This window comes from Lactobacillus intestinalis, assembly GCF_024397795.1.
Classification (GTDB): Bacteria; Bacillota; Bacilli; order Lactobacillales; family Lactobacillaceae; genus Lactobacillus; species Lactobacillus intestinalis.
This window is the reverse complement of sequence record NZ_CP072983.1, coordinates 122,987-144,071: the sequence shown is the minus strand read 5'-3', so window position 1 is coordinate 144,071 and position 21,085 is coordinate 122,987. Positions and strand designations below refer to the sequence as shown.

Below are 21,085 nucleotides of genomic sequence, written 5' to 3'. Positions count from 1 at the left end.
CTCAAAAAAACTCCCTAATTAAAGTAACTTACCTTGTGAGATCAAACTTGCAACTTCTGGTTGAACATGTTGGTATTTCTTAACAGTATTCTTGTAATCTACAAAGAATAACTTGTACCAAACAAGGAAGGTATAAATTGCCCAAATCTGACGACGATGTGAACCGTCACCCTTGTAGTTATCATCCAATAAAGCAATGATCTTCTTTTGATCGAAGATATCATTTACAAAATCAGCTTGGAAGAGTTCACGTACTTGCTTGTAGAAACGTGGTTCTTGAAGCCATTGCTTAATTGGAGTTGGGAAGCCTAATTTTGGACGCTTTGCCCATTCATCAGGCAATACCTTTTCTGAAGCCTTACGAAGAGCATACTTAGTATCATGGCGGTTAACCAAATACTTAGTAGGAATACTATTTGCAAGTTCTGCAATCTTCTTATCAAGGTAAGGAACTCTAAGTTCAAGTGAGTGAGCCATTGAAATCTTATCGGCTTTTTGTTCAATATCGTTAAGCATAAAGTGGTGCAAGTCAATGTATTGCATTTGCTTAACGTTATCAATATTTTTAACTTTCTTGAAGTCCTTTTGGTAGATGCCGTTAACCGTTAACTTGTTACGGTAACTTGGTTGCAAGATGTCGTTCGCATCTTTGGAAGTGAAGATAGTTGGGTAATCCATATCGTAGATAACTGATTGACCAACGTAGAATTCACTAGGTTCTGCTAAGTTAGTATACATGTGAACTTTTCCTGGGAAATTAGGCATCTTCTTAATCTTATGCGCAAGTTTAACCTTACTCTTCTTAGGAAGTTTCTTAAGCTCTGAAGTAAAGACCTTAATCACATCGTTATGAGTGTGCATCCCATAGTTAACATATCCTGCAAAAAGTTCATCGGCACCTTCACCAGAAAGAGCAACAGTAACATGCTTACGAGCTAATTTACATAAGTACCACAATGGAATAATTGATGGGTTAGCATCAGGTTCATCCATATGATATTGCATTTCCGGAAAGTCATGCATGGCTTCATCTGCATCTACCTTATCACTGAAGAAGTTCCAGCCATTAATGTCAGACAATGCCTTTGCCTTTGAAGCTTCATCATAAGTAGAATCATCAAATGAAATAGAGAAAACGTCATCTGGATTAAGAAGTGAAGTCAAGAAACTTGAGTCCACACCTTCGGATAAGAATGCACCAACTGGCACATCAGCGTTACGGTACAAATCAACTGTTTCCTTAAGATCTTCGTTGATCTTTTCTACAGTAGCTTCAAAGCTTAAATTATTTTCTTTGTATTCTGCATCCCAGTATTGGTGAGTCTTCATTTCACCATCTTTATATTCAAACCAATGCCCAGCTGGGAAACGGTAAACTCCCTTAAAGAAAGTTTCATCAAGGTCATTATATTGGTTCATAAGATATGGTTTAACTGCTTCAACGTTTAATTCGCGCTTAAATTTTGGATATTCCAAAAAGCTCTTAAGCTCTGAACCTACAAGCAAATGACCATTTTGGTTGCTGTAGTACATTGGCTTAATACCAAAGAAGTCACGCGCACCATAAAGAGTTTTGTTATTATCGTCCCAAATAAGGAAGGCAAACATACCTCTTACACGCTTGAGCAAGCCATCCATACCCCATTCTTCATAACCGTGCAAAAGAACTTCAGTATCTGCCTTAGTAGTAAAAGTGTGGCCTGCATCAATTAATTCTTTTCTCAAAGGCTTAAAGTTGTAAATTTCACCATTAAAGATGATTGCACGTGTTTTATCTTCATTATAAATTGGTTGACTACCGCCACGAAGATCAATAATAGATAATCTTCTAAAGCCTAGTGCAACTTCGTTATTAGTGTAGTAACCGTCAGAACTTGGTCCACGGTGTTTGATAGTAGCCATCATTTTTCCAATAACGGCTTGCTTATCATTTATTTCTGGATCATAAAAAGCAACAATTCCGCACATATTTATCTTTCCCTTAAATTTACCTTTTTATATTTTATTATCAATCTCTTTTTAAATATTAATCGAACCTTTTTATTATAAGCTAAAGAAGACTAATAGCCAAATGCTCTAGTCTTTCTTTAAACTAAATAAAAAATATTCTTCTCTTGGAAGCGGCACCATAACCAAAGACTTGTAAACGATGGCGATTTAGATCGACATTTACTACATATCCAGCAAATTCATTATTATAATCCATCTTCCGATTCCAATTTTTATTATATTTTGTAGTTAAGGAATGGTTGGGTCCCATTAAAGCAGAACAGTTAAACAAAATATATTGAATACCATTGATGCGGTATTGATCTTCTCGATGGCGATGCCCACAGAAGTAAGCAATAATTCGAGCGTCTTTAATATTGGTGAAATCAAAATCATTAGACAATCTAAATTCTGGTGGAACGCCTGCACTTGAATGCATGCGGCCTTTTTCTTTTTGATTAAAAGCAACCAGTAATTCATGAAGAGAGCGGCCATTGTATTTCAACGCATTGGATCCTTTACGGTTAATTGGGTTAGCATGGCTCATAAAGATAATCTTTTTGCCCGAGGACTTAGATAAGATCTCAATGATTTCCTCCATCTGATCTTCTCTAACCGCTAAAGTAATTTTAGTATCATATTTCTTTTGGCCTTTGCTGTCTAACTCATAAGGAAGATCAGACGTATTAACAGAGATAATTCTGACATCATCAAAATCATAATATCCTACCCCATGTTGACGTGAAATATAGTGAATCCGCGCTTGTTTATACATATCTGGCCACATGATATTTTCAAATTCATTTTCAGGAAAAGATGCTTTTAAATCATGGTGTTCATCGAACTTATCATTTTCATCATGATTTCCCTTAATCATCATGTAGGGAATTTTATCAGATTTAAATGCTTCTTTTAACTTATAAAGTTCACTTTCACTTACAAGTCCGGCATCGGAACCATCAATCCAATCCCCTAAGTGAGCCTTCAAATTAAGCAAGCCTGATTCATCTAAATATGAAAATTCGCGCACATGGGTTAAACCATTCCAGCCATAAAAATCAGAACTATTTTTATCCTTGAAGTGAGTATCAGTAATCACACTAATATTAACTGAATTTTCTCCTTCACGAATATGGCTTTTTACCTCGTCAGTAAACTGATCCAAGTAGCGTTCTACTTGATAACGACGACCGGTTTCGGTATTTTTAAAAGCACGGAAATGCCCTAAATCTTCATCAAACATTCTAACATATTCAGGTGCGAGTTTCTGCGTACTCTCAGGACTTAATGCTTGATGCAATACCCCTTTTTCGTCTTTATAAACTGTTAATACATAGGGCTTGCCCCCTGGAGTATCCTCTTTTTGATCAACATGATACTCCCCAATCGTGGTAAAACTTTGCATGGGATCGATCATTTTACTATCACGGTGTAAAGATGATCGCTTTTTTGCTCCCATCATTTTGTCAACTAAGCCTCTAGTTTGTCTAAATATCTTCATATCATTCGCCTCAAAGACAAAGAAAAAGTCGGTCATATTACCGACTTGAAAAAACTATGCATTATGTTCTAAAGCGTAAGTCGCAAGTCCTAGTGATAAGACAGCATCTTTAGATAGTACTTCCTCTAAATCTTTTGCCGCAATGGATTGAACGGCACCAATAACCTTAAGACTGTAGATGATAACATGATAATCAATTTCAGGATTATAAATATCATCTTCATAAGGATTTTCATGATTATAAGTCAAATTGATTTCATCTTTATCAACATAGCCATCTACATGATTAGTCAAAATACGATCATGTAAGTCTACAAGTTTGTTTGAAAGTTTAATCAAAGTAAGCTTGTGATCACTTTCTGCTTCGTAATATTGTTCTTCAGTCATATTGAAGTAATCCTTAATTGGATTGTTAAGGACATTCAAGCCATCGATTACTTTATAAACTGCATCTGCATCAAAGTGTTGTTCGCCGCTTAAGATTTTATCTTGCGATAAAGCTAAATCATCGGCAAGCATCATGGTATCTAGTTTTTCCATAAAACCCTCCTCGAAATTCATCCTATATTATAACAAAAAATCGCTAAGGGACTACTCCTTAGCGATTAATTTTAAACAAGTTTCTTACGGATCCAACCTGAAATCCAGTCAATGATGACTACCATTACAATAATTCCAAGTAAGATAATGCCCACCCGATTCCAATCACGCGTGTTTAAAGCAAACATCAATGGCGTACCGATACCACCAGCACCTACCAAACCAAGAATTGATGCAGAACGAACCGAAACATCAAAACGGTAAAGCGTATTTGAAATTAAAGCTGGCATTAAGTTTGGCATCGTCGCAAACATGGCAATATTAAATTTAGAACCACCAACTGCAGTAATGGCTTCGTTGGCACCATCACCCAAGTTTTCAATTGCTTCTGAGAACAATTTAGCTAGCATCCCTACTGAGTGGAATCCTAATGCCAAGACACCAGCTGCCGCACCAGGTCCAACTGCTTTAATAAACATTAACGCCAAAACAATTTCAGGGAATGATCTGATTGCTGTCAAAATGAAGTGGCCTGACCGACTCACAAACCATTTCTTGTGCTTAGTATTAGCTGCCCAAAAGGCAAATGGAATTGAAATAATTGCGGAAATAAATGTTCCTAAAAAGGCAATACAAAGGGTTTGCCATAATTGAGTAATTAAATCTTCGCCAGTTCCGTTATAAACATATTTCCATTCTGGATGGAAAAGACCAGAAAAGATTGATCCAATCAACTTGTAAAAGTTGGGACTAAGTTTCATTGGCATCCCTGTAAAGGACCAAATGATTAGCAAAGCGGTAATTATAAATGTTGCCCAGTAGCCAACGCGTTTTTTCATGTTAACGGGCTTGACTGGCAATTTCTTTACTGCGTTAGTATCCATTATTTCATAACCGCCTCTCTAAATTTAGATGAAATGTAGTCAATAATGAAGACTACTAAGAAGATGACAAGGATGATTAAGCCTGTTTGGGCATAGTTGAATCTTCCCAAACTAATTTGAAGAAGAACACCAATACCACCAGCTCCTACATAACCTAAAACAGTTGATGCACGGACATTAATTTCAAATGCGTATAAAACATAAGAAATAAAGTAAGTAATAACTTGTGGCAACACTGCTTCACAAATAATTTGAAGCTTATTTGCCCCAACGGCCACCATAGCTTCGATAGGACCGGGATCAATAGTTTCAATTGCTTCATAGAAGAGCTTAACTACTACTCCAAAAGTAAATACTGTTAAAGCTAAAACACCGGCCAATGGTCCAATACCTACAATTGCAGCGAAAATCGCACCAAGTAAAAGATCAGGCACAGTTCTAATGATGTTCATAATGATCTTTAATACCCCAACTACAATTTTGTTTTTAACAATGTTTCTTGCAATTGCAAATGAATAAACAAAAGCGATGATTGAACCCGAAAATGTACCTAAGATCGCCATTTTAATGGTTTCAATTAATGGATTTAATACAGTGGAAAAGTAGTTCCAATCTGGATGGCACATTTCAACAAAAATATCGCTAAATTGGCCAAAATTTTTAAACAAATCACTAATGTGAGTATCGGTATCTTGGACAGATAAGAAGAAGCCTGCAACTAACACCACAATCCAAACCAAATTCATGATTTGGAATTTTCTTTTTGGGAGTTGTAAATTCTTGTCAGAATTAGTCATTCTTCTTCTCCTTGTCTACATAAATATCCTTAAAGACGGATTCTGGAGTTTCGCTCATCTTGCCGTCATAAACAATCTCACCCTTACGTACCCCAATCACACGGTCACCGAATTCTCTGGCAAGTTCCACACTGTGCAAATTAGCAATTACAGTCATGCCATATTCTTGATTTAACATCTTGAGATCCTTCATAACATGCTTTGAAGTACGTGGGTCAAGAGACGCAGTTGGCTCATCAGCTAAAATGATTTTAGGATCTTGAGTTAAAACACGCGCAATTGCAACACGCTGTTGTTGACCACCAGACAATTGATCCGCGCGAGTATAAACCTTATCAGCTAAATCTACACGTTGAAGTGCTTCATAGGCCTTTTGTTTATCTTCCTTTGAGAAAAGATTAAAGGTCGTCTTCCAAGTTGGATAATATGCAATTCGTCCCGCTAAAACATTTCTTAAAACACTGGAGCGTTTTACCAAATTAAAGCTTTGGAAAATCATCCCAATTCCGCGACGGATTAATCTAAGTTCTTTCCCTTTGGCTTTAGTAATTGATTTACCATCAATGATAATATCCCCGCTAGTAATGTCTTGTAGACGATTAATTGAGCGCAAAAGTGTTGATTTACCAGCACCTGATAACCCTACGATTACTACAAATTCACCCTTGTTAACTTTAAGATTAATATCGTTAAGGCCTACGGTCCCATTATCATAAACCTTACGGACATCTCGTAATTCAATCATTGGCTTATCTGCCATTTTTTCATACCCCTTACTTTCCATCTTCTTCTTTTTCAATAATCTTGTCGTATTTACGTACAACGTCAAAGTCTGAATCCTTAACTGGTACATAACCTTGGTGAGTGTAAAGTGAAGAAATCATTGCTTTTCCTTCTTTAGATTCACCAATTTCAATAAACGCTTTAGCAAGTTTCTTCTTGAATTTTGGACTCATATCACTTCTAACGGCAATCGTGTCATTTGGGATTGGCTTAGTGAAGTAAATTGGTACAACTCTCTTCATGATGTCTGGCACATCGCCTTTAACCAAGTTACGTGCATCTTCAAATACAAATGCCGCATCAGTATCCCCATTTAAGACATCCAAAACAGCTTGATCGTGACCCGTAACAGTTACTAATTTACAATCTTTTAAAACATTCAAGCCCTTTTCTTGCAATTCAGCCACTGGATAAACATAACCAGCTGAAGAAGTTGGCGTTTGAACCGCAATCTTTTTACCCTTCAAGTCTTTCCAGCTCTTAATCTTAGAATTTTTACGTACTACAATTTCTGCACGATATGAATTAACCAAATTCTTAGTAGCTTCCCCACCTGGTTGCTTAACGCCAAATCTTAAAGCTTGCAAAAGGACATCGGCAGCTCCTTGCTTATGAGCTAAAACATATCCATCTGGTGGCAAGAAACCAACATCAACTTTTCTAGATTTCATGGCTTCTACCACAGTCGTATAGTCAATTGACATTGTCACATGAACCGGAATTCCTAGCTTCTTAGATAGCATTTTTTCCATTGGCTTAGCTCTAGCTTCGAGCTTATTCGCTGCCTGACTTGGAACAAAAGCCACAGTTAAAGTTTTGGGAGTAAAATCCTTTTTTTCGCTCTTTTGTTTATTAGAGCAAGCTGAAAGGACAACCGCCAAAACAATAGGAATTATGGTAAACAGTACCTTTTTTAGTTTTCTCATTCTATCCCCCTACGACAGAAAAATGGCAACAAAAAAGACTCAACATGACACAAATAGTGTCATATCAAGCCTATCTTCAACTTTCTATTAAAAAACGAACAAAAATGCCGTCTTCAAAAAAAGGGACCACTGTGCCCACAGAAATGCAATTCACTCCAATTGTATTTCTTTTGATGTGCACAACTAATTCCCCCTTTTTCTTTTATCAACGTTCATTTGTAATGATGATAACAGAAACATTCGGATTTTAGCAAGTACTATTTTAAAAAAATTTCCAATCAAAAAAGTCTGAGCACGCTCAGACTAAAAAAACTAATTTTTTCTCATAGTTGGCTTAATTGGATTATTGTCAATATCTGTTCTAACAATTAATACATCTGCCAATGCATGTTGGTTTACATATTCAGTAACTGAACCCATCAACATTCTTTCAACAGCGTTCAAACCAGTTGCACCCATCACAATTAAGTCGTCATGGTGGTCTTTGATAAAGTCATATGAAATAATACGTTTAGGACTACCATAACAAATGTGGTAATCAATATCATCAAAGTTGAAATTATCGTGAGCCCACTTCTTCAAACTCTTCAAGTATTCTTCTGCATCTTGAGTCATTTGATAGATAGTGTCGCCAGAAATTAATGTGTCTTGCATTTCACCCATAAATTGACGAGTATCAATGACATTTAACACATCAACGTGAGCATTATCAGCAATCGCAATTTTAACTGCTTTATCAAAGGCTCTTTCAGCTGATTCAGAACCATCAACAGGTACTAAGATACTTTCTTTCTTTTCTGCCATACTCTTCATCTCCTAGATAAGCTTCCATTTACTTTATTTTAGCATAATTTTGAAAGCTGTTACTTTTAGATAATTGTTTCTTTCAATATTTGCTGTTAGAATTAAGGACAATGTTTTTACTTTGGAAGGGGGATTTTTTTATGTCCGAAAAATTAACTAATCAATTAATTGGTGTTACTAGTGGCCGCAATTTCCGTGAATTAGGCGGCTATCAAACTATGTCTGGTAAAAAGATCAAAAACCACAAACTTTTAAGAACTGGAAATTTAGCCGATCTTTCTCCATTTGACTTAGATTTTTTAAAAGATTACGGAGTTAAATACGTAGTTGACTTTAGAAGTCAAGCTGAAGTTGATAAGCAACCTGATCGAGTTCCAGAAGGCGCAAAGTATGAATTTGATCCTGTTTTTAGTGAAGACTTAACCAATTCATCAAAGAGCATCAATGATCTTGAAACTCAATCAAAAGATGACGCGAACTTCGGTTTTAATCATATGCTTTACGCTTATGAAGACATGATCGAAAGTGACTCTGCTAAAAAAGCTTACCGTAAATTCTTTGATGCACTTTTGGCTAATGATAAAGATGGTGACGCACTTATTTTCCACTGTACTGCTGGAAAAGATAGAACTGGTTTTGGAGCTCTTTTAGCTTTAACAGCTCTTGGTGTACCACTTAGAGATATTAAGAAAGATTACTTACTTACCAATATCACTACTAAAGACTTTATCGATGGTTTAATTGCTCGAGAAAAATCTAAAGGTAAGAATGATAATATTCTACAATCTATTCGCGATATTCAAAGTGTTCATCCTGAATATCTTGATCACGCTATTAAAATCATCAATGACGATTACGGTAGTATTAACAATTACTTGCGCGATGTGATGCATCTTTCAAGTAGCGATATCATGGATCTGCGCCGAATTTATTTGGAAAAATAATAAGAGTTGTCCTCCGGGGCAACTTTTCTTTTAGAATTTTTGAAGTAAAAATTCGTAAATTGTATCAGGATCTTTAAAGCTAAACAAATTTTGTAACTCTTTTTCTGGAGTTTTTGCTAAAAAATCCATCACTTGACTTAATAGTTCAGCTTGACCATCTGGATGAGTATCCAAAAGCATAAATAAAAACTTTACCTCTAGTTTTTCTTGAGGTTTGATCATATTATTAAAAACTACTGGATTTTTCAAGCTTACTGGCACAATTAAACGCTTGTTGACAAATTCGCCTTCAGTGTGAGGAATTGCAATATTAGGCAAGTTTTTACCTAAAGTCTTGGTGCTTAATCCAGTGGGAAAGTTATGCTCACGCTCAATAATATGTCCCAAGAAATTTCCTTTAACATATCCATTTTTTAGAAGTTCATCATAAGTATCTTTTAAAACTAAGTCTTGCGTATCTTGATTGCTAATAAAAATTGTGTCCCGCGCAAAAATTTTTGAATTCGTCATTTACTTTCCCCTTTTTTGTCTTTACTATTTCAACGGTAAAAGATCAAGACGTTTTTTTCAACTAAAAACATGATAAAGTTTAATTAATACGTAATTTTACTTTTATTTAAGGAGATACAAATGGCAAAAACGAAAACTGTTTACTTTGGCGCAGGTTGGTTCAACGAAAAGCAAAACAAAGCTTATAAAGAAGCTATGGAAGCTTTAAAGGAAAATCCTACTGTTGATCTTGAAAACAGTTATGTTCCTCTTCAAAACCAATACAAGGGTATCCGCGTTGATGAACATCCGGAATACCTTCATGATATTGAATGGGCTTCTGCAACTTATCACAATGATTTAGTAGGTATTAAAACTAGCGACATTATGTTGGGCGTTTATTTACCTGATGAAGAAGATGTTGGTCTCGGAATGGAACTAGGATATGCATTAAGCCGCGGTAAATTCATTTTACTTGTTATTCCAGACGAATATTATGGCAAGCCAATCAACTTAATGAGCTGGGGCGTTTGTGACAATGCGATTAAGATGAGCGACTTAAAGGATTATGACTTCAACAATCCTCGTTTTGGCTTCTATGACGGTGCAGTTTATTAATTAGAAAAAATTGACCTCTTACTATTGTGCTTTAGTAAGAGGTCATTTTTGTATTCTATTATTTATCATGAAAGTTGATCTTTCTATTTATATTTTTAATAATTGTTAGCGAAGTGAGTTAACTGTTATTAATTATTTCACCCTCATTTATACGAGGCTCTTATATAAATTGTCACTTCTTTGACTGCATTGCTTTAGTTAGCCCATTGGTATCACGAAGCCTTTCACAATCTCTTCTAACTATACTTCTCAGCCCATCGGAATCACCTTTTCTTTATGTATTTCTTTCATTCTTTACACTTATAATATACCTAATTTTCTTCAAAAAGTAAAGCGCTTTCAATAAAATGTTGCACTAAAAAAGTCCTATCTGTTTTCAGCAGATAAGACTTTTATTTTGCTTTTTCTGGATTAAGCTTTGTATCTTGAAACACCATCTAAGTAAGTTTCTGACAAGGTCATATCTGGATTCAAAATCAAGAAGTCCGCATCTTTATCTGGCATAATTGAACCACAGTTAGCCAAAATGTGACTGCTCTTAGCAGGAACATAACTAGCCATCATTACAGCCTCTTCTGGAGTTACAATGTTCCAGTCAACGATATTCTTAACTCCATCTTTCAATTGTAAAATACTACCGGCTAAATTATCGCCATCCTTCAAACGAGCCATCCCATCTTTTACATAAACTGGCAATTCACCTAACATGTAATCCCCATCAGGCATCATCCCAGCTTCCATACAGTCTGTAATTAACGCAATATGTTCTGGACCAACTGCCTTAATTAAAGCGCGTACCATTGGCACTTGAACATGATGACCATCACAGATTAATTCATCAGTTACATTATTTAAAGCCATCGCAGCATTAGAAATTGAAGCTGAATGGTGGCTTGGATCTGGCATTCCATTAAATGTATGAGTAAAAATACTTGCTCCAGCTTCAATACCTTCAACAGCTTGTTCAAAAGTTGCACTTGAGTGGCCTAAAGCAACCACAATGCCTTCTTTAACGGCTTCACGAATAAATTCCTTAGCGCCTTTTCTTTCAGGAGCCATCGAAATCTTTTTAAGCATCCCCTCAGAAGCAGTAAGCCATTTATTGAACTCTTCAATACTTGGATCTGTCATGTATTTAGGATTTTCTGCACCGGCATGTTCTTCAGTAAAGAAGGGTCCTTCAAAATGAAGTCCTTGAATTTTGGCACCGCTTTCTTGACCACGATAATTTGCAAACATTTCACAAATCTTGGTCAAGGTCTTGCTTGAAGCAGTAATAGTAGTAGGCATCCATGAAGTTACTCCCGCACTTAATAAGCCGTTAGAAATCTTATCAATTCCTTCCCAACCGCTCTTCATCACGTCTTCTTTTAAAGAGCCATGAATGTGTGTGTCAACATATCCGGGAGCAACCCATTTTCCACTATAATCAACAATTTTTCCATCTGGCTTTTTATTTTCTGGATAGTAAAAACCAAACTTACCATTATCTTGAATTTCTAAATAACCGCCATTTTCAGTGCGATTTTCTAAAAAGAACTTATCAGCATGAATATAGTATGTCATATTTTTGCTTCTTTCTATGTATTATTAATCTGATCTTCCATCTTCATTTTAGCTTATCCCATTGGTACTTACCAGTTTTAAGATATTTGATCAAAAAAATCTTCATTTTTTGGTTATAATGGGACTAGCAAAGTTTTTATAGGAAGAAAGAAATATGACACAAGATACGCAAATGAATAGACATCAATTAGGTCAACTGATCGGTGCAAATAAACGTGATCATTATTATGAATTACATTATGCGACCGGAGAAGTTGCGCGTCTTTATATTCTGAGTGACGGGATTTTTCGTTATTTCCTTGATCCGGACAATAATTTTGACGAATCGCATACTTCATTTGTTGATCTTTCTAAATTTGACAACCATCTTTTTGAAAAATCTAGCCCTCGTGCTACAAGCGACTCTTTAATTATTCAAACTGGTAACTATCAACTAATTTTCCAGCAAAAGCCAGCGATTATGAGTGTTTTTGATGAAACTCTCCACCATACTCGTTTAGTACAAGCCAGTCCACTTGAAATCGGTAATACAGATTCTGTAGAAATTCTTCATCAAAATAAGAATGAGTTCTACTTTGGTGGTGGATTGCAAAATGGTTATTTCAGCCATAAAGGTAAAGAAATCGAAATTAAGCGCGATCAGATTAAAGGAAAAGGCGGAGTTTTAACTCAAGTTCCTTTCTTCTGGTCTAATGCTGGATTTGGTGAATTAAGAAACACAACTACTCTTGGTCATTACGATTTTGGTAGTAAACAAAATGATGTGACAATTTTAAGCCATAACACTCGAGTTTTTGATAATTTCTATATTATTGGAAATTCTCCAAGCGATATCCTTAACAAGTACTACATTTTAACAGGTAGACCGCTAATGCCACCTAAGTATGCCTTTAAGTTAGGATATGCTGGTAACTTTTTGTCTACCCTTTGGCAACCAAGCGAAGCTAAGCAACGTAACGCCGAAATGTACGAAGATGAAACTTATTATGTTACTACTGACAATCCTGAAAATGCCAGGGGTAAAGCATCCCTCAATGGCGAAGATCAATATCAATTTTCGGCTCGCGCAATGCTTGATCGTTTTAAAAAAGAACGCTTCGACCTTGGGTGGTTTATTCCAAATTACGGTGTAGAAAAGGTTGATCCACAAGCTCTTTCTAGTTTTAACAATTATGCAAATTCTCAAAAGGTCGATCCTGGCATTTGGACAACTGAAAGTGACAACATTCCTAATAACTCCTCATTTGTTGCTACAAATACTAGTGATGCCCAATTATTAAACAAGGATAAGCAGATTTTAAGAGAGAACTTGAAGAAAAAGCGTCCATTTATTCTCTCAAATACTGGCATTGCTGGGAGTCAAAAAAATTCCGCTTTGGCCTTTGGCGATATTGGGGGTAATTGGGAAAACATTGCAACTCAAGTAGCCGGCTTTTTAGGTTCAAATCTTTCTGGAGAACCCATCTTAGGAAGTGCGGTGGATGGTACCGCTGGTGGTGGAAATGCCCAAATTTCAATTCGTGATTTTGAATGGAAATCTTTTACCCCACTTTTATTTAGTATCGATAATCAAGGAAAATTCAGCAAAACTCCATTTGCTTATAACGCCAAAATGACCCGCATCAATCGAGCTTATCTCAACTTAAGAGAACAGTTAAAGCATTATCTCTACACTTTAACTTACCAAGCACAATTAGGGGAACCAATTATGCGAGCTTTGTTTATTGAATTTCCACATGAACAAGTTAACTACACTCCTCAAGTAGGTCATGAATTCATGCTAGGGCCAAATTTGTTAATTGCTCCAATTACTAATGGTCGTGAAGATGGTAATGGCAACAGTCGCAAGGACAATCTTTATTTACCAAATCATAGAACTATGTGGGTAGATCTTTTTACAGGAAAGAAATACCTCGGGGGCCGCGTCTTTAACAAATTATCCTACCCTATCTGGCATTTACCAGTATTCGTACGGGGTGGTTCTATTTTCGAACTTGGTAATCGCAACTATTTACTTTATCCTCAAGGTAAGAGCGAGATCACATTTTATGATGACAATGGTTTTAATGATTTTAGCCACAATCATACTGAAACTCACCTTACTTCAAATCTTGAATCAAGTAAGTTAAAAGTCACCATCGATCCAGTTCAAGGCAGTTATACTGGCATGGAAACCAATAATACTACTAACTTGAACATTATGTGTGACACTTATCCTGATCGCGTAACGGTTAGAATTAATGATCAAGAAATCAACATGCAAGAATACGGCACAGTTGATACTTTTGGACATGCTAAAGAAGGTTATTTCTACAACACTAACTTTAGTTGGACCCCTCAATTTGATCAGTATCAAGATCCTAAGCATAAGCAAACTGCTTTACAAATTAAGCTTGCAAACCGGGATGTAACTGATTCAAAAATTGAAATTGAAATTCAAAACTTTAATTACGGCAATGAAACTTTAGTGCACGCAATTACAGATTCACTTTTACGTTCACCTAAGCAACCAATCATTGATCCTGAAAAGATTACCGCTCATTCTTTAACTGTTTCATGGCCTCAGCTGACTGATAAAGTTCAAATTGAAGTTAACGGCATTTTATATGATGGAATTGATGGAGACTCATTTACTTTCCATGAACTAGAACCACATACTCGCTACATCATGCGTCTTCGTTATGTTTCAGGAAATAAAGTCTCTGAATGGTCAGACCCATTTGGTGCAATTACTAAACGTTCTGCGCTTGATTACGCAATTAAAAACGTTCAAGTAAATAGTAACTTAGAAAGTGATGCCCACCATCCTCTGAACTACTTAACTGATCTTAAACTTGCTAGTGAATGGGAAACTACTGAAAGCGTTAGTGAAGATCATCCACTTACCTTAACCTTTACTTTTGGTCAGCCAGAAAAATTAAGTCGAATGACTTATGTCCCACGCAATATTGATCACAAATCCGATCCAATTGAAGTTGGGGTTGAAATTTCTATCGATGGTGAAAACTTTACCTCTTATGGAGAACGTTTAACTTGGAAGGCAGATAGTAAAAATAAGGTTGTTGGCTTAAGAGACGTAACTGCCAAAGCCATTCGCTTAACAGTTTACAAATCTTCTGGGGACAAGGTAGCCGGAAAAGAAGTTCTCTTTTTCAGAAACAAAAATTCAATCAATGATTAACAAAAAACGATCCATTTGGATCGTTTTTTTTATCTCAATTCTTCTGTCAACCACTCAATACTTAAATTAAACCATTTTGCAGCATGAGGATTGTCTTGCCAACTTTGCCCTTCTTCCATCGTGGAATAACGGCCTAATGAAAAACCATGTTTTCCTTTTTCAAAAATATGAGCTTCACATCTCACATCGTGATCATTTAAAGATTTTATATATTCAATTGAATTTGAAATAAGAACAATTGGATCATCCCATGCTTGGAAAACAAAAGTTGCCGGTGTTTCACGTGTTACACCTAAAGCTGTATCACGCAATTTAGGATCATTCGGTAAATATTGCTCCGCACCTTGAGGCAAAGGAAAGCCAATATGTTCAATATTTACCAATGGATAACCCAGAATAGTTTTATTAGGTAAAACTTCTTTAACGTGATATCCATATTTTTCACTATATTCTTTACTATTAGCCATATAATTGGCACTTCCTGCCACATGTCCGCCAGCCGAAAAACCAATCGTTACAATTTTTTCAGGATCAATATTATAGTCTTGCGCATGATCACGATAATATTTAACTGTTGTCAAAACATCCAAAGCAGCATCAGGATAAATTGGGCCTTCTTGGATTAAGTTATAATCCATAATTACACTATTGAAGCCATAAGCATTATAACTCAATGCCACTGGCTCACCTTCTCTTTGTGATAAATGATCAAAACTCCCCCCTGGGATCACGATCATCAAAGGTCGCTTTTTTTCTGCTAAATTTGGATTATTTTCCAAAGTATAAGTATGAATATTGAATTTGCGATTATTAAAGTTAGTTAGTGTTAGATTTTCGACTTTCATTTTTCACCTCATTATGGTCACTCATCCCTCTACTTAAGAAAAAGGTAGAGAGTGGGACCGTCAAAATGACACCAATTAAGGAGTAAAGAATAATCAATGCCTCATTAACAAATAGCTTTTCATTTAAAACTTCTCCTAATGAATAGTGTAACCGAAAATACCACAAAAATAATGACAAAAAACTACCAAACATCCCAAATAAAATTGTATTCATGGATGTTCCTAACACATCATTACCAATTGCATTCCCACTGACCATTAAGTTTTTACGACTAATTTCAGGATTATGTTTCTTAATTTCAAGTAAGCCTGAACTCATCGCAACTGCTGCTTCTGCAATTGCTCCAAGTGCTGAAAAAATAGCCACTGCTACTGCAATCAGCGGATAGCTTAACCCAGGCATCTGAGAAAGTCCGACTAAAACTTCCCCTGCTTCTGGTCCAAGACCGGCTGCTTGTGCCATCCATTGAAAGGCCAAGATGATCACACTTACAATCAAACATACTAAAAATGAGGAATAAAAAGAGTTTTTGGCTACGGTATAGTCATGCGTCCCTAAATATATGATTGTCACCAATTTAAGCGGAATAAAGATTAAAATCAAAATCGGGATATTTATTCCCCAAGAAATAAGCATCGCCACTAGAATTAATAAAATAGTATTAATTAACACACTAAAGAAACTTCTAATACCAGTTTCTCCCCCCACAATTGCCATCAAGATCGCTAATACAATAATTAAAGTCGTTAATGTGCTCATTCTAATTCGCCTCGTTTTTTATCTTTTAAGAACAACAAACTACATCCCGTTGCAAAAATAACCGTTAACACAATCCCAATCGCTGAAATTACGCTTTGAGTAGCTCCTAAGGATAAAGTAAAACCAAATGCTGAGCCAATAGTATTATTGTCTCGCAAGTAAATGATTGTCATTGGCAATTCTTCCGCAATAAAAATTAAGACTAAAACATTAATCAACGGTCCCATGATTTCTTGACCCATTGTGCGGCCACTAGTGATTAACTGCTTTGGAGTAATATCCTTCTTGGTTTGAACTAATTCATAAAGACTAGAAACAATGTCAGTTGCTTCATCCATTACAGCTCCCAAAATGCCCAAAAGAGTTTGCGCTAAGAACAGCCCGCGCGGATCCTGCGTAGCATAATCACCAGTTTCATATTTCATTTCCGATTCACCAGTTAATTTCATAATTAAATAGCAAAGTGCAAATGAAATAAATACCCCTAGTAAAGTTGCTAACCAAGTTGCCATCATCTTTTTATTTATACCTTGAACAATCGCCAAACTTATAAATGAAAAAACCACATCAGCTAAGCCAAACAACAGAATGATTTGAGTCCCATTCATTTTTACATCAAGTAAAATGACGCCATAGAATATTACCCAGCTGATCGCCATTGAAATAAGTAGAACTATAGTATGCTTACCGGCCATTAAAATCATCAAGGCAACTGTAATTGTTACTAAAAGTGCCAAAACCCAATCTCTTTTGGGATTAACTAAAGCTAAGTCACCTTTTCTAAAATGAACAAAAATTCTCTGCTTGGCACGATACTTTTGGGTAACAAGCTGAGATGGATAATAGACATTTTTAACGGTATATGTTTTACCCTTATTTTCCCCGGATAAAATCTTCAAATGCAGAGTTTGTTCCCGAGTTTGATCGATATTGTTATAAACATCTTTATTAGTTTCGACCAAACGATCATGAATATGAGTGTCTGTAATCAGCGCCACGTCATCCTTAGCATAAATATCGGTTGCAAAATAGGTACATACCGTCAAGACCAACCCGATCACTAAAACCCCTAGCGCAATTAAATAGCGCCATTTCTTTTTTTTCATTTTTTTGGTTCTCCCTTACTAAATTCCTATTCCTATTAAAAACAAAAGACGACCTTTTTTACAGTCGTCTTCAAAATCTTAAGAATTTAGAAACCTTTGCCACCAATGCTTTTTTCTTTTCATTGGTATTTGCATATCTTCAAGGGTACGATGCACATTTGCTGTAGCACGCTTTTTAGCATTCTCTTTAGCTTTAGTGATAATTTCATCGTGAACTTGATCTTCATCTTCGTCTTCATTTTCACTTTCAATCTCGCGTTCTTCTTCACGAGTTTGTGGAATTTCTACATTTTTTTCTTCTGGTGCCGCCAAGGCCGGCTTTTCTTGTGGATCTGCTGGTGCTGCAAGTTCCTTTTGCTTTTCTAATAGCTCTTGATTTTGCTTTTCCACTCTAGTTAATTGCTTTTGTAAAGTATCAATCGCTTGATTTTGATTAGCAATTGTTTGTTGTAAAGTATTAAGCAATTTTACAACTTCTTGGGTATCCATCAGATCCGTAGCAATTGCCTGACTTTTCTCTTTTTCTGCGCGCTTTTTGTCTTCAGTTTTTTTATCACTAACCGCATAAATTTGTCTGGCAGCTTCTTGAAGAGTTAAATTGCTCTTTTTTGAAAGTTGTTGAAAAGCGTCTAAATCACTAATATCTTGCTTACGATATAAACGTGCTTTTTGCTTAGTTCTCTCATAATAATCACTATTGCCCGTAACTTTTTCTACAATTAATGAATACTTTCTCAGCGTAGCAACACTAATTCCTAGTTCTTTTGCAGCAACAGAAGGTGTTGCAAGTTCCTCAAAATCATGTTTGTTACTTGTCATGTCATCATACCCCTAACACTTTTTTAGAATTTAATCATGCTTGTGAAGCAAATTCTTCTTATGGTCAAATCTTTCTTGACCTGCTTCTATTAAGCGAGTAATTAATTCTGTGTAAGGGATACCTGCTTCTTCAAAAAGCTTTGGATACATACTAATATTAGTAAATCCTGGCAAAGCATTAACCTCAGTCAATACCACCTTACCATCTGGAGTAAGCATGGAATCAATTCTTGCCAAGCCTGAACATTCAGTTGCTTGGTAAACCTTTAAAGCATTTGAACGAACAGTTTCTACAATATCATCAGGCAAGTCTGCAGGAATTTGAAGCTTAGAAGTTGAATCATCCTCATATTTATTTTCATAAGTATAAAATGAGCCTTTTGCATTGGTAATTTGTCCAACGCCTGCTACAATTGGATTATCATTTCCTAAAACTGCAGTTTCAACTTCAGTACCAGGAACAGTTTCTTCAACTAAGACTTTGTCATCATATTTAAAGGCTTCTTCAAGAGCAGCTTCATATTCAGCTGCATTAGTTACATGACTAACTCCAACTGAAGAACCTTGGTTTGAAGGCTTAACAAATAAGTCAGTACCCAATTTTTCGGCTACCTTATCATAGTTAAGCTTGTCATTTGACTTATCGTCAAATTCAAATCGTTTTACGGCAATCCAATTAGCCACTGGAACTCCAACACGTTGAGACAAAATCTTAGTGAATTCCTTGTCCATAGTTACAGCAGCTGCCAAGACATCATCACCAACAAATGGCTTGTTTAAAATTCTAAATAAACCTTGTAAACTTCCGTCTTCACCTAAGTTTCCGTGAACAATTGGGAAAAAGATGTCAATTTCTGGTAAATTAGCAAGTTCAACCAAGTTGGAAATGTTGTTTACTTTATATGGATTCTTTACTTGATAAGTTGGATCTTCTAAAACTTTAAAAGATTCTTCCTCGTTAGCAAAATATCCATCATTAGTAATCCAGATTGGATGTACATCAAATTTATCTTTGTCAATTGCTTTATAAATGTTGTGACCTGAAACGATAGATACTTCATATTCTGATGAGTTTCCACCGAAAATTAGTCCGACTTGTGTTTTTTTAGTCATTTTGTTTTCTACCTCTTAATAATAGTTACCATTTCTTAATTATACGCAATAATGACCAGAAATGATGAAAAAGTAGGAACATTTTTTACTAAAGCCCTTTCACGATGGGTTATAATTAATTTGAATAGAAAAAAGAAAGGATGAATGATTATGCTTCTACATAAGTTTTCATTGCTTGCAGCTTGCTTATTGATAACCACGCCAGCACTTTCAGCTAGTACAACTGCCCAAGCTGCAACATTCAGCACAACTGAAATAAAACAAGTTCACCACTTTCAACAAGAATACGCCGATTTAAATAAAACTAACTATGATAGTTCTACCCTTTATTCAAAAACCCCGCATTTAAGCCGAAAGTTTAACGCTGGTCAAATCACAGATAAATATGCGGATAGTCAACTTCAATATATTAACTACTATCGTAGCTTGTTTGGACTGCCTCCAGTTAGTGAAAATAAAACAGCACAAAAAAATGCCCAAAAAACGGCCGCTGTTATGGCAGCTATTAATGCAAATCCGTTTGTTAATCAACATGGATTGCCAACTGAAACTCGTCCAGCTTATGTAAGTAAGTCAATGTGGAAGGTCGCTCAAGATACTTCTGAGACTTCTAATTTAAACTTTAACGTAAGTAACCAATCTGCTGGGGATGTGATTACAGATTTACTTACAGATCACTACAATCTTTCAGGATCTGACACAGGTCACCGGGCATGGATTTTATCTACGCGTCTTTCTTCAACTGGAGTTGGAGCTGCCTACGGTACAAACGGTTATCGTTACTCCGTTCAAAAAGTTCTCAATGTTGATGATCTTTTCCGCGAATCCAGTCAACCTGTTGTAGCTTACCCAAGTACTGGAGTATTTCCAATTGAATTAACCAAAGGTAAGAACATTGCTTGGTCCCTTTATTTATCCGACAAAGGGATTAAGAATGATCCTAAGATCACTATCACTGATAAGGATTTAGATCAAACTTACACAGCTACTAACGTTAAGAATTACAGTAAATCAGGATATGGTAATTTCAAGAGCGTAATAACTTATTCCCCAGGCAAAACTCCTATTGTGGCGGGTCATGAATATGAAGTCAAAATCGGGGATACTTATACATACACTTTCAAACTCTTCAAGCAAGATACCAATACCAATGCACTGACTACCACAACGGCAGCCGTTGCTACACCAAAGCCACGGACATATCAATATGTATCATCGCAACAACATGATACTAATTTGAAATCTCCACTTTTAGTCCAAGGCGAAAAGTATTGGGCTACAACTTTGTCTCCCAAAAGCAAGTCAAATACACAAACTCCAAACTACTTTGACACACTGAAAAAGGGCCAATGGCACCGGAACTTTTTCGCGAGGCAAGCTTTTCTCAGCAAACAATTTTTACAAAATTAATTGACTGAAT

The 21,085-nt window shown here is 36.0% G+C and carries 19 protein-coding genes; 4 read left to right on the top strand and 15 right to left on the bottom strand.

Features of this window, described 5'->3' with window-relative positions:
- Positions 1-18: 18 nt before the first annotated feature.
- The 8 genes from asnB to KBW87_RS00690 form a co-directional block, all read right to left on the bottom strand.
- On the bottom strand, positions 19-1,968 hold the full coding sequence (gene asnB / locus KBW87_RS00725; protein WP_057809408.1) for an asparagine synthase (glutamine-hydrolyzing): 1,950 nt from the start codon (positions 1,966-1,968) through the stop codon (positions 19-21).
- Positions 1,969-2,092: 124 nt separating this feature from the next.
- Positions 2,093-3,490 (bottom strand): metallophosphoesterase family protein, encoded by a 1,398-nt coding sequence (locus tag KBW87_RS00720; RefSeq protein WP_057809405.1) that lies wholly within the window; start codon positions 3,488-3,490, stop codon positions 2,093-2,095.
- Positions 3,491-3,544: 54 nt separating this feature from the next.
- On the bottom strand, positions 3,545-4,030 hold the full coding sequence (locus tag KBW87_RS00715; protein ID WP_057809403.1) for a hypothetical protein: 486 nt from the start codon (positions 4,028-4,030) through the stop codon (positions 3,545-3,547).
- Between the two features lie 71 nt (positions 4,031-4,101).
- Positions 4,102-4,914, bottom strand: a complete 813-nt coding sequence (phnE, locus tag KBW87_RS00710; RefSeq protein WP_057809401.1) for a phosphonate ABC transporter, permease protein PhnE — start codon at positions 4,912-4,914, stop codon at positions 4,102-4,104.
- Positions 4,914-5,711: a phosphonate ABC transporter, permease protein PhnE gene (gene phnE, locus KBW87_RS00705; RefSeq protein WP_057809399.1), complete on the bottom strand. Its 798-nt coding sequence runs from the start codon at positions 5,709-5,711 to the stop codon at positions 4,914-4,916. The genes phnE (KBW87_RS00710) and phnE (KBW87_RS00705) overlap by 1 nt, the downstream gene beginning before the upstream one ends.
- Complete coding sequence (gene phnC, locus KBW87_RS00700) at positions 5,704-6,471, bottom strand: phosphonate ABC transporter ATP-binding protein (protein ID WP_004039628.1); 768 nt, start codon at positions 6,469-6,471, stop codon at positions 5,704-5,706. Before phnC ends, phnE (KBW87_RS00705) begins: the two co-directional genes overlap by 8 nt.
- 13 nt (positions 6,472-6,484) lie before the next feature.
- Positions 6,485-7,420 (bottom strand): phosphate/phosphite/phosphonate ABC transporter substrate-binding protein, encoded by a 936-nt coding sequence (locus tag KBW87_RS00695; protein ID WP_057809397.1) that lies wholly within the window; start codon positions 7,418-7,420, stop codon positions 6,485-6,487.
- Positions 7,421-7,732: 312 nt separating this feature from the next.
- The gene (locus KBW87_RS00690; protein ID WP_057809395.1) at positions 7,733-8,224 is read right to left on the bottom strand and encodes a universal stress protein; all 492 of its coding nucleotides are present in this window, start codon (positions 8,222-8,224) and stop codon (positions 7,733-7,735) included.
- Positions 8,225-8,364: 140 nt separating this feature from the next.
- On the opposite strand from KBW87_RS00690, the gene KBW87_RS00685 reads away from it, so the two are divergent.
- On the top strand, positions 8,365-9,168 hold the full coding sequence (locus KBW87_RS00685; RefSeq protein ID WP_057809393.1) for a tyrosine-protein phosphatase: 804 nt from the start codon (positions 8,365-8,367) through the stop codon (positions 9,166-9,168).
- Between the two features lie 30 nt (positions 9,169-9,198).
- Here the strand turns inward: KBW87_RS00685 and KBW87_RS00680 are convergent, their stop codons facing one another.
- Positions 9,199-9,678, bottom strand: coding sequence for a PTS sugar transporter subunit IIA (locus KBW87_RS00680; protein ID WP_057809391.1), 480 nt, complete (start codon positions 9,676-9,678; stop codon positions 9,199-9,201).
- A gap of 120 nt (positions 9,679-9,798) precedes the next feature.
- Here KBW87_RS00680 and KBW87_RS00675 point away from each other — a divergent pair, with 120 nt between their 5' ends.
- Complete coding sequence (locus KBW87_RS00675) at positions 9,799-10,275, top strand: nucleoside 2-deoxyribosyltransferase (protein WP_004039635.1); 477 nt, start codon at positions 9,799-9,801, stop codon at positions 10,273-10,275.
- A 411-nt stretch (positions 10,276-10,686) separates the two neighbouring features.
- Here the strand turns inward: KBW87_RS00675 and nagA are convergent, their stop codons facing one another.
- Complete coding sequence (nagA, locus tag KBW87_RS00670; RefSeq protein WP_057809389.1) at positions 10,687-11,841, bottom strand: N-acetylglucosamine-6-phosphate deacetylase; 1,155 nt, start codon at positions 11,839-11,841, stop codon at positions 10,687-10,689.
- A 154-nt stretch (positions 11,842-11,995) separates the two neighbouring features.
- On the opposite strand from nagA, the gene KBW87_RS00665 reads away from it, so the two are divergent.
- Positions 11,996-15,022: a glycoside hydrolase family 31 family protein gene (locus tag KBW87_RS00665; RefSeq protein WP_057809387.1), complete on the top strand. Its 3,027-nt coding sequence runs from the start codon at positions 11,996-11,998 to the stop codon at positions 15,020-15,022.
- A gap of 29 nt (positions 15,023-15,051) precedes the next feature.
- On the opposite strand, the gene KBW87_RS00660 is transcribed toward KBW87_RS00665, so the two are convergent.
- The 5 genes from KBW87_RS00660 to KBW87_RS00640 all read right to left on the bottom strand — a co-directional run bounded on the left by KBW87_RS00660 (position 15,052) and on the right by KBW87_RS00640 (position 19,665).
- On the bottom strand, positions 15,052-15,867 hold the full coding sequence (locus KBW87_RS00660; RefSeq protein WP_057809385.1) for an alpha/beta hydrolase: 816 nt from the start codon (positions 15,865-15,867) through the stop codon (positions 15,052-15,054).
- Entirely contained in the window at positions 15,839-16,627 is a 789-nt protein-coding gene (locus KBW87_RS00655) for a YibE/F family protein (RefSeq protein ID WP_057809383.1), read from the bottom strand. Before KBW87_RS00655 ends, KBW87_RS00660 begins: the two co-directional genes overlap by 29 nt.
- Positions 16,624-17,733 carry a YibE/F family protein gene (locus KBW87_RS00650; protein WP_057809380.1) on the bottom strand — a complete coding sequence of 370 codons (1,110 nt, stop codon included), beginning with the start codon at positions 17,731-17,733 and terminating at the stop codon, positions 16,624-16,626. The genes KBW87_RS00655 and KBW87_RS00650 overlap by 4 nt, the downstream gene beginning before the upstream one ends.
- Before the next feature lie 78 nt (positions 17,734-17,811).
- Positions 17,812-18,552, bottom strand: a complete 741-nt coding sequence (locus tag KBW87_RS00645) for a MerR family transcriptional regulator (protein ID WP_057809378.1) — start codon at positions 18,550-18,552, stop codon at positions 17,812-17,814.
- 30 nt (positions 18,553-18,582) lie between these two features.
- On the bottom strand, positions 18,583-19,665 hold the full coding sequence (locus KBW87_RS00640) for a D-alanine--D-alanine ligase family protein (RefSeq protein ID WP_057809376.1): 1,083 nt from the start codon (positions 19,663-19,665) through the stop codon (positions 18,583-18,585).
- A gap of 150 nt (positions 19,666-19,815) precedes the next feature.
- Here KBW87_RS00640 and KBW87_RS00635 point away from each other — a divergent pair, with 150 nt between their 5' ends.
- The gene (locus KBW87_RS00635) at positions 19,816-21,075 is read left to right on the top strand and encodes a CAP domain-containing protein (protein WP_057809374.1); all 1,260 of its coding nucleotides are present in this window, start codon (positions 19,816-19,818) and stop codon (positions 21,073-21,075) included.
- Positions 21,076-21,085: the final 10 nt, after the last annotated feature.